Origin of the sequence: Corynebacterium sp. USCH3 (genome assembly GCF_037619475.1) — a bacterium.
In the GTDB taxonomy this organism is placed as follows: Bacteria; Actinomycetota; Actinomycetes; order Mycobacteriales; family Mycobacteriaceae; genus Corynebacterium.
Genome location: NZ_JAQPZT010000005.1, coordinates 108,489 through 120,091, shown reverse-complemented (window position 1 = coordinate 120,091; position 11,603 = coordinate 108,489). Strand labels below are relative to the sequence as shown.

Annotated in this window: 10 protein-coding genes; 3 read left to right on the top strand and 7 right to left on the bottom strand. The window is 69.4% G+C overall.

Translation table 11 applies throughout. The annotated features are described in order from the left end of the window. Nucleotides 1–87 precede the first annotated feature (87 nt). Together PQI66_RS11605 and PQI66_RS11600 are read right to left on the bottom strand one after the other, a co-directional pair. The gene (locus tag PQI66_RS11605) at nucleotides 88–1,098 is read right to left on the bottom strand and encodes a hypothetical protein (RefSeq protein WP_339998473.1); all 1,011 of its coding nucleotides are present in this window, start codon (nucleotides 1,096–1,098) and stop codon (nucleotides 88–90) included. Between the two features lie 216 nt (nucleotides 1,099–1,314). Beyond that, entirely contained in the window at nucleotides 1,315–2,328 is a 1,014-nt protein-coding gene (locus tag PQI66_RS11600; RefSeq protein WP_339998471.1) for an iron-siderophore ABC transporter substrate-binding protein, read from the bottom strand. 71 nt (nucleotides 2,329–2,399) lie between these two features. Between PQI66_RS11600 and PQI66_RS11595 the strand changes: the two genes are divergently transcribed. Beyond that, complete coding sequence (locus PQI66_RS11595) at nucleotides 2,400–2,963, top strand: NUDIX hydrolase (RefSeq protein ID WP_339998469.1); 564 nt, start codon at nucleotides 2,400–2,402, stop codon at nucleotides 2,961–2,963. Nucleotides 2,964–2,973: 10 nt separating this feature from the next. Next, complete coding sequence (locus PQI66_RS11590; protein ID WP_339998467.1) at nucleotides 2,974–4,449, top strand: ATP-binding protein; 1,476 nt, start codon at nucleotides 2,974–2,976, stop codon at nucleotides 4,447–4,449. Nucleotides 4,450–4,464: 15 nt separating this feature from the next. Here PQI66_RS11590 and PQI66_RS11585 read toward each other — a convergent pair whose 3' ends face one another. The 5 genes from PQI66_RS11585 to PQI66_RS11565 form a co-directional block, all read right to left on the bottom strand. Further along, nucleotides 4,465–5,454: a bile acid:sodium symporter family protein gene (locus PQI66_RS11585; protein WP_339998466.1), complete on the bottom strand. Its 990-nt coding sequence runs from the start codon at nucleotides 5,452–5,454 to the stop codon at nucleotides 4,465–4,467. A gap of 11 nt (nucleotides 5,455–5,465) precedes the next feature. After that, nucleotides 5,466–6,419 (bottom strand): ribokinase, encoded by a 954-nt coding sequence (locus PQI66_RS11580; protein WP_339998465.1) that lies wholly within the window; start codon nucleotides 6,417–6,419, stop codon nucleotides 5,466–5,468. Nucleotides 6,420–6,487: 68 nt separating this feature from the next. Beyond that, on the bottom strand, nucleotides 6,488–7,576 hold the full coding sequence (locus tag PQI66_RS11575; RefSeq protein WP_339998464.1) for a DUF4143 domain-containing protein: 1,089 nt from the start codon (nucleotides 7,574–7,576) through the stop codon (nucleotides 6,488–6,490). A gap of 56 nt (nucleotides 7,577–7,632) precedes the next feature. Next, on the bottom strand, nucleotides 7,633–8,025 hold the full coding sequence (locus PQI66_RS11570) for a PASTA domain-containing protein (RefSeq protein ID WP_339998462.1): 393 nt from the start codon (nucleotides 8,023–8,025) through the stop codon (nucleotides 7,633–7,635). 129 nt (nucleotides 8,026–8,154) lie between these two features. Next, a complete protein-coding gene (locus tag PQI66_RS11565) occupies nucleotides 8,155–8,679 on the bottom strand; it encodes an SdpI family protein (protein WP_339998460.1) in 525 nt (174 codons plus the stop codon). Between the two features lie 29 nt (nucleotides 8,680–8,708). On the opposite strand from PQI66_RS11565, the gene leuS reads away from it, so the two are divergent. Next, nucleotides 8,709–11,576 (top strand): leucine--tRNA ligase, encoded by a 2,868-nt coding sequence (leuS, locus tag PQI66_RS11560; RefSeq protein ID WP_339998459.1) that lies wholly within the window; start codon nucleotides 8,709–8,711, stop codon nucleotides 11,574–11,576. Nucleotides 11,577–11,603 lie beyond the last annotated feature (27 nt).

Below are 11,603 nucleotides of genomic sequence, written 5' to 3'. Positions count from 1 at the left end.
TCAGGACCCCGCGCCTCCGCCCGCGCGATGTCGGATTGTCGCCCTCCCAGGTAGCTGTCGGGCCCGAAACCCTGCCTGGAAGGGCGATCATCCGACATCTCCGGTCCGGGGAGCACGGGCCGCATGCGTCCGCGCCTCCGTCGCCCGGAGGATCGCCCCCTGAAGCTGCTCCATCAGCTCCTCCAGGTCCGCGAGCAGTGTCCGGTTGACGCGGACCGCCTCCCAGCCTGCGTTCTTCAGCTTCTGGAACAGCATGAAGTCGGTGTCCGTCTGCCCGGTCCCGTCATGGTGCCTGCCGTCGTAGTACACGGCGACACCCAGCTCGGGGCAGGCCAGGTCCGGCACGGTCGAGCGTCCCTTCCCCAGGTCGATCCTGACCTGGGACGTCCACCGGTGGTCGTCCGGCAGTTCATCGCGGATCACCAGGCGCAGTACGGTCTCCATCGGCGACTGGGCCCCGTAGTCGGTGAGGGCGAGCAGTCGCTTCAGGGTCCGCCGGCAGACGATCCCCCGGGCACCGTCGAGGATCCTCACGGTGGTGAGGTGGGTGCACTGGAACATGGCGTCGATGAACTGGACCGCCCGGACGTGCCGGTCCTCCATGCCGGGGACATGGGGCACGTACCACGTCTTCTTTCCGGTCAGGATCGTCGCGAGGCACTGGGCGGCCGCGGTCGCGGCAGTGACGACCTGCATCTCCGGGAACTCGGGGTCCGGGGTCACGGTCTCCGTACCGACCGCGAAGGCACGGAACACGGCGCCGTTGGTCCCGGTGTTGTTGCGGCGGGTCCGTGTGGACAGGAGGACGACTTTCTCGTTGTCGGCCCAGTGTGGCAGCCCGTGGAGTCCTGCGGCGCTCCACCCACCGACGACGGCGTCCCGGGTGAGCAACCACAGGGCGCGGGTGCGGGTGATGATGTCCCACAGGTACGGCGACGGGGCGTCCCCGTAGCCACAGGGGCCCAGGCGTGAGGAGGTGTCGGTGTTCTCGGGCAGCGGGGGCAGGACGACGCGTCGTACCGGCTTCTCCCAGGAGTCCACCACCGAACGTGGGGTCCCGCGGGCCAGTGCCGCGGTGCGCAGGACGGGGACGCGCATCGGGAAGACCCGTCGCGCGAACGTGGGGCCGCGTCCCGGTCGTATCCGTCCGTCGCGCGCAGCCCGGTCCCAGTGGTATCCCCCGAATTCCCCCATAGCCCGATCTAACACGGTCCGGGTTCCGCACGGGAGCCGATGCAGAGTTATCACCCTCCCAGGTAGCGGATCAGGCTCGATCGCTACCTGGGAGGGCGATTTTCCGACATGTGGGAGGGTCTAGCTGGTGGCGTCCTCGAGCTTCGGGGTGATCTGCCCCAGGGCCCACAGCACGGAGTCGGGGGACCCGAGGGAGAACGCCTGGGACAGGTCGTCGTCGGCGACGATGGCGTGGCCGTCCTTCACCGCGCCGAGGCTCTTCCACGGGCCCAGGTCCTCGAACTCCTCCTGGGTGATGCCGATCGGGAAGCCGACGACGACATCGGCGTCGGCGGTGTCGAGGTTCTCGTCGGAGAGCTGCGTGAAGAAGGTGTCCGGGGTCTTCTCCACGTTGCCGGTCTCCGTGAAGCCGAGGGAGGTCAGCAGGTCCACCCGGGCGTCGCCCTCGAAGTAGGCGGCCCAGCCCTCGCCGTACTTCGCGACGACGGACGCGGTCTTCTCCGACCATTCCGGGTGGTCGTCGCGGACGCGGGCGATGGCGTCGTCGACCTCCTGGTTGATCTCGTCGCCCTTGGCGGATTCGCCGAGCGCGGTGGCGATCATGTCGACCTGGGTGTCCCTGGTCACGGTGTAGCCCTCGGCACCCTCGGGGGCGGAGATCGTCGGGGCGATCGCGGAGAGCTGGTCGTAGGTCTCCTGGTCACTGGCGGACTTCACGTTGAGGATGAGGTCCGGGTCGAGGGCGGCGATTTTCTCGACGTCGACGTCCTGGTTGCCGCCGCCGGAGAGGATCTCGGGGGACTCGTCGTAGGTCTCCTCGTTCCAGGGGCTCACACCGTCGCCGCCGAACTCGAGGAAGTCGCTGGCGCCGACGGGCTGGACGCCCAGGTTGAGGGCGATGTCGGCGTCCCCCCAGCCCAGGGCGACGACGCGGGTCGGCTGTTCGGGGATCTCGATGTCGCCGAAGGTGGTGGCGACGGACACGGGGAAGGCGTCTGTCGCGGTGGCGCTGCTGCCGTCGCCGGCATCGCCGCCGTTGCTGTTGCCGTTGTCGTCGGAGGAGCAGGCGGCCAGGGCGATGCCGGTGGCCAGGGCGGTGGTGGCGGCGCCGATGCGCAGCAGTGAGCGTCTCATGGAGGTAAAGGTACCGTAACCTCGGTCCGGGGAACAGCGCCCGGACGATGCGGGTATTAGACTCGTCTCCCATGGGTACCCCGTCTTTTATCACCGAGCTCCGCGACAAGGTCGGCCATGCACCGTTGTGGCTGCCGGGAGTCACCGCGGTCGTGGTCCGGGACGTCCCGGAGGACGCACCGGTGTTCGCCACGCCGGATGTGCTGCTGGTCAAGCGGGCGGACGACGGCCGCTGGACGCCGGTGTGCGGCATCATCGACCCGGGTGAGGAGGTCGCGGACGCCGCGGTGCGGGAGGTCGCCGAGGAGACGGGTCTGACGGTCGAGGTCGATGCGCTGATCGGCACGGGTGCCGTCGGCCCGGTGACCTATCCGAACGGGGATGTGTGCCGGTTCATGGACACCACCGTGCGGTGCGTCCTCACCCCGGACAGTGCAGCTGAGCCGCAGGTCAACGACGAGGAGTCGGTGGAGGTCGGCTGGTTCCCGGTCGCCCAGCTCCCGCAGATGGACGTGAGGTTCCGGCTGGTCGTCGCCGACTGTGTGGCGCAGTTGAAGCACCCGTCCGGCTTCCGTCCGCGGCTGGGGTACGTCAAGCGGTCCCGTCCGGTCGCCGGCGACATCCGCGGGATATAGTTTTTCGGCCATGGACTCTGCAGGGGACGCGCCGGGCCGGCAACGCGCACTTCCCCGTGACGTCGCCGAGGCGTTGGACCGCATCCTCGACGGTGCGGTGGCGGACGACCTGGAGTCCAGCGTGCTGGACTTCAAGGAGGACCCGGTCCACACCCCGACCCGTCACCCGGACGAGAAGGCGGCGGACATGCTGGTCAAGACCGCGTGCTGTTTCGCCAACGGGTCGGCGGGACGCAGTTTCATCGTCTTCGGCATCGCCGACCGGACCCCGGGCCCGGACGCCTTCAACGGCACTGACCGCGATCCGGCGGAGATCGTGCACCTGATCTTCACCGGCACGCGCCCCCACCTGACGGTGGACGCCTGGGACGCCTACGCCCACGGGGCGCGGATCATCGTGATCCGGGTTCCGGCGGGGCTGGCGGTGCACACGGGGCCGGACGAGATCGTCCGGCACCGGGTGGGGGACGCCTGCCTGCCGCTGGACGGTGAACCGAAGGAACTGCTCGCCCGGGCCCGGGGAAATCCCGACTACACGGCGTCGCGCTCGGCGGTGCCGGTGCGGGACTACGACGTCGAGGCGCTGGCCGCCGGACGGGAGCTGCTGGCGGCGGCACAGCGGGCGGGCACCCTGCCCAACGGGGACAGTTCCGGGACGGGGCTGCTGGCGAAACTGGACCTGCTGACCGACGGGGGTGAACCGACGGTCGCCGCGGAGCTGCTGTTCCACCGCGCCCCGGGCGCACGCCACCTCTACCGGGCGGGAGACACCGACCCCGCGCACCCGCCGACCGAGACGCTGCTGGACCTGCCGCTGGTGGTGTCGGCGACGTCGTTGCGCGACCTGGTCCGCGCCCACGACGACTCCGCGATCCCCGTCGCCGCGGCAGAGGAGGCGATCGCCAATGCCCTGGTCCACCGGGACTGGTCGCGTCCGGAGCCGGTGGTGGTCTTCCAGTCCCCGGAGATGATCCGGGTCCACTCCCCCGGCGGTCTGCCGGGCGGGAACACCGCCGACCGGCTGCTCTCGGGTCCGTCGCAGCCGCGGAACCCGGCCCTGCTCAACGCGATGCAGCTGCTGGGGCTGGAACGGTGGTCGTCACGGGGTTTCGACCGGATGTGGTTGGCGATGCTGTCCGCCGGGTTCGAGGCCCCCGTCGTCGACGCGAAGGACGATGCGGTGGACGTGACCCTGTTCAACGGGGAACCGGACATGGAGTTCGTCTCGCTGCTGACGGCGGTCCGCGCCGAGTACGGACGTGGGGTGGCCCGCGACGCCGCGACGCTGGTCGTCCTGCGTCGTCTGATGGCCGCGGGGACCGTCGACCTGGAGATGGCGGCGTTGCTGCAGCAGGCCGCGGAACCGGACGCACGGTCGTTGATGACGTGGCTGGCGCAACGCGGGGTGCTGCAGCGCACCGCCCGGCGGCGCGACGAGTGGCGGCTGTCCGACCGGGTGGCGTCGCTGGTGCCGGGGGCCGGGTGAGCACCCCGGGGCGGGCTACCAGGTGTTCTCCGGCTGTTCGGCGGCGTACTTCGCCGCGCGTCCCGAGCAGATCATCAGCTGGATCTGGTGGAAGATCATCAACGGCACGATGATCAGTCCCGCGCCACCGCTGAAGAGCACCGCGGCGATCGGCAGGCCGGAGGCCAGGGACTTCTTGGTGCCGCAGAACTGGATCGCGACCTGGTCCTTGTAGTCGAAGCCGAGGCGACGCCCCGTCCACGAGGTCAGCCACAGCATGGCGTAGACGCCGATCACGGAGCCGATGCAGATCCCGACGATGGCGACCCAGGACACCGAACTCCACACACCCATCACGATGCCCTCGGAGAACGCCACGTACACCACCAGGCCGATGGAGATCTTGTCCACGTAACTGGTGGGCTTCGCCCCGGCGACCGTCTTCACGCCGGGGACGTTGCGCAGGACCTGGCCCAGGATGAACGGTGCGAGCAGCTGCAGGGCGATGTCGACGAAGACCGAGGTGTCGATGTGCAGTCCGCCGTCCGTACCGCTCATCAGCAGGAGGACGAGCAACGGGGTCGCGAAGACGCCGATGAGGTTCGACGCCGAGGCGCTGACGATCGCGCCGGGGATGTTGCCCCGGGCGATGGAGGTGAACGCCACCGAGGACTGCACCGTGGACGGGACCAGGGTGAGGAAGAGGATCCCCTGGTAGAGCTCGTCGCCGATGACGCCCTTGAGCGGCATGAGTGCCAGGCCCACCAGGGGGAAGACCACGAAGGTGAACGCCAGGATGAGCAGGTGCAGGCGCCAGTGCTTCAGCCCGTTGAGTGCCTCGCGGGTGGACAGCCGTGCACCGTAGAGGAAGAAGAGCAGGCCGATGGCGATCTTGACGACCCAGTCCATGACGTCGGCGGTGTTGCCACGGGCGGGCACGATGAGGGCGAGAATGACACCGAGGACGATCAGCACGATCAGCAGATCGGGGCGGTATCCCAGGATGCGGTTGATGAAGTTCCTCATGGTGGGACAGTCTAGAGCAGAGCGCGCACCTCATCCCGCCCGGCGTAGGACGGTGCGGCGCCGCGGCCGCGTACCGCCAGACTCCCCGCCGCGGACGCCAGGTGTGCCGCCGTGACGAGGTCCTCACCTTCCGCCAGGGCGGCGGCGAGCGTCCCGCAGAACGCGTCGCCCGCGCCGGTGGTGTCGACGACGCTGTCCGCGGGCACCGGGTCGATGTCCGTGCGTCCCTCCGCGGTGACCAGGACCGCCCCCCGGGCACCGAGGGTGACGAGCACGGACGTCGCCAGGCCCGCGTCCACTGCGGCGACAGCGGCGTCGGCGACGGAAGTGGCGTCCGTGGCGTCCGACGTCGTGCCGAAGACCTCGGCCGCCTCGGACTCGTTGAGGATCAGCGGGTCCGCCGCGGCGAGCAGACCGGGGTCCCGGGTGGTCACCGGCGCGAGGTTCAGGACGAACCGGGCTCCGAGACGCTGCGCCAGCTGCGGCAGGGCCGCGGAGTGCTCCGGGGTGAGTTCGCCCTGGGCCAGCAGCACGGCGGCGGTGCCGCCGGCGTCCTGTGCCGCCGGGACGGTGTATTCGTTGGCCCCGGAGGTGACCACGATGATGTTCTCGCCGTCCGCGTCGTTCATGATGAACGCCTGGCCGGTGGGGACGTCCTGCGGTGCGCGGGCGACGGCGGACACGTCGACGCCGTAGTCGGTCAGTGTGGCGAGGGCGGCGTCGCCGTCGGCGTCCGCCCCGACCGTGGCCTGGAAGACGACGGTGCCGTCGAGGTAGCGGGCCGCAGCCACCGCCTGGTTGGCCCCCTTGCCGCCCAGGGCCCTGCCGTTCGGTGAGGCGATCGTCGTCTCCCCCGCCGTCGGGAACCGGTCGACCCGGACGAAGGTGTCGACGTTCACCGACCCGCAGACCACGACGGACGGAGCGGAGGGTGCGGACGGTGCGGGGACAGGCGCGGCGCTCATGGTGCTCCAGCGTAGTCGGCGGAGGTAGTAGGCCCCACAGTGACGGGACGGGCATGCCCCGCAGGCAGCTACCGCGCCTCACAGACGAGTCCCGCGAGGAAGCGGTCGCCGAGCTCCCCGCGGAGAAAATCAAGGTGTGACGGGTCCGAGGTCACCTGTACGCCGATGACCCTGCCGTCGGCGAGCTCGACCACGCAGTCCACGCACCGCCCGTTGCCGTTGCGGTAGTGGTACACCCGGTAGTGCTCCCTCGACCACACTGACTGGCGGTGCAGTGTCGCCAGCACGTGCGCCAACGGGTCGTCCGGCCCGTCGAGATACGCGACGAGACCTGCGTCCGGCAGGAAGGCCAGCGGACGCTGTATCTCCTCCGCGGCCAGCCCCGGCGTCCATCCCGGAACAGTGGCGACGGTGAACAGCCTCTCCAGCAGGCCGAGGTAGCCCGACAGTGTCGAGGACGGGATGCCGGTCTCGCCGGCGAGCTCAGCCACCGTCAGCTCCCCCGCGCCACGGTGCGCCAACGCCGTGAGCACCGCGGTGATCCGCGACGGGTCCTCCACATGCGCTACACCGGCGATGTCGTGGGTGACCAGTGAGGTGAGGTGGTCGCGGTAGAAGGCCCGCCGCCCACCGGCGTCGAGGTCGTGCGCGCCGACGGCCAGGGATGCCGTGGTCAACGGTGCGGTCAAGGGTGCGGTCAAGGGTGCGGTGTCTGGGGCCGGACCGCCGGCGGCGGCGTCGACGACCTCGGCGACGGCGTCGCCGACGGCGGCGGTGCCCTCTCCGCGCCGGGGGACGCCCAGGGTGACCGACACCGTCCATCCGGCGGTGTCGTCCTCCCGGCGCAGGTCGGTGTGGGAGGTGAGGAGAAACGCGCCGGGCCGGTGGGTCCGTTCCGCCGCCGCGTGCACCCTGGTCAGCAGATCCTTACGGTTCTCGGCGTCATCGAACCCGTCGAATACGGTGAGACGGGTACCGTCTCCTACCTCGGGGTGCCCCGACGTCACGGAAACCACCCGCCCGTGGTGAGTGTCGGCGAGTTGCTGCGCGACCGTCGACACCCCTGAACCCCTCGCCCCCTGGAGGACCACCACCGGAAACTCACGGAGAAGCTGCCCTATTCGGGCCGGAATGTCGATCTCGGTCCCTTTACGCATGGACAACGATCCTATCCGCCAGACTCCCCACGGGAGACGGGCGGGGCCATGGCAACCTATTCCTTTGTCATGTTGAGGATGATCGTGGAATCCGAGGGCACCGTCGTACCGGGGGCAGGTTCCACAGAGGTGACGGTCCAGTTGTTGTACAGGACAGGCATTGCACGCGACGGGTCGACGGAAGTGGGGTTGACCCCGGTGAACCCTTCCCCGGTGAGGCGCTCGTAAGCGAGTTGGCCGTTCATTCCCTCGAGCCCGTCGGGGATCGTCAGATCAACGACCGGCGGGGCCTCCGAGGTGGACGGCGGAGCGGCGTCGGCCTGTTCGACGGCTGGGGCGGCATCCGGGGTCTGTGTGACGATCTGAGTAACCGTCTCCGGGGCTGAGGCGTCGTCGGAACTGCTGCCGCACGCTGTGAGGGCGAACGTTGCGGCTGTTGCGGCAACCACGAGGATCTGTGAACGACGGGTCAGCGGAGGGATCTATTTCATTTCCGCATAGGTTTCACCGGGGGTATCACCGCAGTTCCGTGGTACCCTCGGGGGTACGGTTGTCGGCTGCTGACCGCGGCCGTGGACCTACGCCTCGTCGCGTGATGCGACGGCCCGGCGGGCGGCGTCGAGGTCCAGTTCCACGGTGGAGCCGTTGTCGTGGCCGCCGCAGGAGCCGCCACAGTCGCCGCCGCAGGAGTTGCTGGACGTGCCGGAGGCCGCGGCCGATCCCGAGGAGCAGCACCCCGCGGCCGCGCGCTGTTGCTCAGCCTGCTGGGCCTTCGCGTGGTCGATCTTCGCCAGTGTCTGCGCGGCCAGTGCGGCGCCCATGCCGATGAGGAAGAGGGCGCCGACCACCAGCAGGCCGGAGATGGCCCACAGCCACCCGCCCTGCAGGCTGACAAGCCCGGCGGCGAGGAGCGCGACACCGGCTCCCGTCCACGTCGGTCCGGCGATCCGGTGTCCGGTGTCCCACATCTCCCGGTTCTTGCGCACCTCCGGGATACGCAGCCCCACCCACCTGTTCCCCGGCAGTTTCGCGGTGACGGCGAGCACACCGGTGACCAGCACGGCAGCGCCCAGGATGAACAGCAGGATAGAGAGAACGATCATGGTCACCCAGTCTATTACAATGACTCGACATGACTACCCCTCGGAGCGAATCTGGCGAGTCCACGTCCCACCGCTACACCCCGGAACTCGCCGGCGACATCGAAAGTCGCTGGCAGGGCTACTGGCGCGACAACGGCACCTTCAATGCGCCGAACCCGGTCGGCGACCTCGCCACATCGACGGGCGCAGACGCGGCCGGGGGCGGGGACCTGCCGAAGGACAAGCTCTTCGTCCAGGACATGTTCCCCTACCCCTCCGGGGTGGGCCTGCACGTCGGGCACCCGCTCGGCTACATCGCGACCGACGTCTACGCCCGCTTCAACCGGATGCTGGGACGCAACGTCCTGCACACCCTCGGTTACGACGCCTTCGGCCTGCCCGCGGAGCAGTACGCCGTGCAGACCGGCACGCACCCGCGCACCACCACCAGTGCGAACATCGAGAACATGGAACGTCAGCTGGGCCGGCTGGGCCTGGGCCATGACCGTCGTCGTGTCGTTGCCACCACCGACACCGACTTCTACCGCTGGACGCAGTGGATCTTCCTGCAGATCTACAACTCCTGGTTCGACACCGAGGCCAGGAAGGCGCGCCCGATCAGTGAGCTCGAGGCGAAGTTCGCCGCCGAGGGGGTCGACGGCACCCCGTGGGCGGACCTGACCCCCGCACAGCAGCAGGCCGAACTCGACGGCCACCGACTGGTCTACCGTTCCAACAGCACGGTCAACTGGTGCCCCGGGCTCGGCACCGTGCTGGCCAATGAGGAGGTCACCGCCGACGGACGCTCCGAGCGCGGTAACTTCCCGGTCTTCCGGAAGCGGCTGTCCCAGTGGATGATGCGCATCACCGCCTACTCCGACCGGCTGCTGGACGACCTCGAGGACCTCGACTGGCCGGACAAGGTCAAGTCCATGCAGCGCAACTGGATCGGACGCTCCCGTGGCGCCGAGGTCGACTTCTCCTCCCCCGCCGGAGCGGTCCGCGTGTTCACCACCCGTCCCGACACGCTGTTCGGGGCGTCCTACATGGTGCTCGCCCCCGAGCACGAACTCGTCGACCAGCTCGTCGGCGACGCGCCCTACGGTGACGGCGTCGACGCGCGCTGGACCTACGGTGCGGCGTCCCCGAAGGACGCCGTGGCGTCCTACCGTGCCGCCGTTGCGGCGAAGACCGACCTCGAGCGCCAGGAGAACAAGGAGAAGACCGGTGTCTTCACCGGCGCCTACGCCACCAACCCGGTCAACGGCGCGCAGGTACCGGTGTTCATCGCGGACTACGTGCTGACCGGCTACGGCACCGGTGCGATCATGGCCGTTCCCGGCCACGACGACCGTGACCACGAGTTCGCCACCGCCTTCGGCCTGCCGGTCCTCGAGGTGGTCTCCGGTGGCGACGTGCCGGTGGCGGAGGCCGCCTACACCGGCGACGGTGTACTGGTGAACTCCGCCAACGGGCAGGGACTCGACCTCGACGGCAGGAACAAGGCCGACGCCATCGAGACCACCATCACCTGGCTCGCGGAGAACGGCTACGGCGAGGAGAAGATCCAGTACAAGCTGCGCGACTGGCTCTTCGCCCGCCAGCGCTACTGGGGCGAGCCCTTCCCCGTCGTCTACGACGCAGACGGGGTCGCCCACGCCCTGCCCGAGTCCATGCTGCCCGTCGAGCTCCCCGAGGTCGAGGACTACAAGCCCGTCAGCTTCGACCCGGACGACGCCTCGTCCGAGCCCCAGCCCCCGCTGGCCAAGGCGAAGGAGTGGGTCGAGGTCACCCTCGACCTCGGCGACGGCGAGAAGACCTACTGGCGCGACACCAACGTCATGCCGCAGTGGGCCGGTTCCTCCTGGTACCAGCTGCGCTACATCGACCCGACGAACTCCGACCGCCTCGTCGACATCGAGAACGAGCGCTACTGGACCGGCCCGCGCGAGGGCGCGCCCTCCGGTGGCGTGGACCTCTACGTCGGAGGCGTGGAGCATGCCGTGCTGCACCTGCTCTACAGCCGGTTCTGGCACAAGGTGCTCTTCGACCTCGGCCACGTGAGCTCCTACGAGCCGTACCACAGGCTCTACAACCAGGGCTACATCCAGGCCTACGCCTACACGGACTCCCGGGGCGTGTACGTGCCCGCGGCCGAGGTCGAGGAGAAGGACGGGAAGTTCTTCTACAACGGCGAGGAGGTCACCCAGGAGTACGGCAAGATGGGCAAGTCCCTGAAGAACGCCGTCTCCCCCGACGAGATCTGCGACAACTACGGCGCCGACACCCTGCGCGTCTACGAGATGTCGATGGGACCGCTGGACACGTCCCGTCCCTGGGCGACGAAGGATGTCGTGGGTGCACAGCGCTTCCTGCAGCGTGCCTGGCGTCTGGTCGTGGACGAGGCCACCGGTGCGCCGGCGGTGTCGGACGCCGAGCTGACCGACGACGACCAGCGTGCACTGCACCGCACCGTCGCCGGCGTGCACGACGACTACGCCCACCTGCGGGACAACACCGCGGTGGCCAAGCTCATCGAGTACGTCAACCACCTGACGAAGGCCTACGCGGGCGCGGCGGTGCCTCGCGGTGCCGTGGAACCGCTGGTGCTGATGATGGCACCGGTGGCTCCGCACATCGCGGAGGAGATGTGGACGCGTCTGGGGCACACGGGTTCGCTGGCGCACGCGCCCTTCCCCGCCTGGGAAGAGAAGTGGCTGGTCGACGACACCGTCGAGCTGCCGGTCCAGGTGATGGGCAAGGTGCGCGGCCGGGTGACCGTGGCCGTGGACGCCGCACGTGAGGACGTCGAGGCGGCAGCGCTGGCGGAGCCGAACGTGGCGGCACACGTCGAGGGCAAGACCGTCGCGAAGATCATCGTGGTCCCCGGCAAGATGGTGAACATCGTCGCGAAGTAGGTGCGGTCCCGGCCTCCGGGCGCGCCG

Bases quoted from the DNA above. Each gene is read 5' to 3' on its own strand.
- PQI66_RS11605 (WP_339998473.1), bottom strand. From the start codon at position 1,098: ATGCGCGTCCCCGTCCTGCGCACCGCGGCACTGGCCCGCGGGACCCCA.
- PQI66_RS11600 (WP_339998471.1), bottom strand. From the start codon at position 2,328: ATGAGACGCTCACTGCTGCGCATCGGCGCCGCCACCACCGCCCTGGCC.
- PQI66_RS11595 (WP_339998469.1), top strand. From the start codon at position 2,400: ATGGGTACCCCGTCTTTTATCACCGAGCTCCGCGACAAGGTCGGCCAT.
- PQI66_RS11590 (WP_339998467.1), top strand. From the start codon at position 2,974: ATGGACTCTGCAGGGGACGCGCCGGGCCGGCAACGCGCACTTCCCCGT.
- PQI66_RS11585 (WP_339998466.1), bottom strand. From the start codon at position 5,454: ATGAGGAACTTCATCAACCGCATCCTGGGATACCGCCCCGATCTGCTG.
- PQI66_RS11580 (WP_339998465.1), bottom strand. From the start codon at position 6,419: ATGAGCGCCGCGCCTGTCCCCGCACCGTCCGCACCCTCCGCTCCGTCC.
- PQI66_RS11575 (WP_339998464.1), bottom strand. From the start codon at position 7,576: ATGCGTAAAGGGACCGAGATCGACATTCCGGCCCGAATAGGGCAGCTT.
- PQI66_RS11565 (WP_339998460.1), bottom strand. From the start codon at position 8,679: ATGATCGTTCTCTCTATCCTGCTGTTCATCCTGGGCGCTGCCGTGCTG.
- leuS (WP_339998459.1), top strand. From the start codon at position 8,709: ATGACTACCCCTCGGAGCGAATCTGGCGAGTCCACGTCCCACCGCTAC.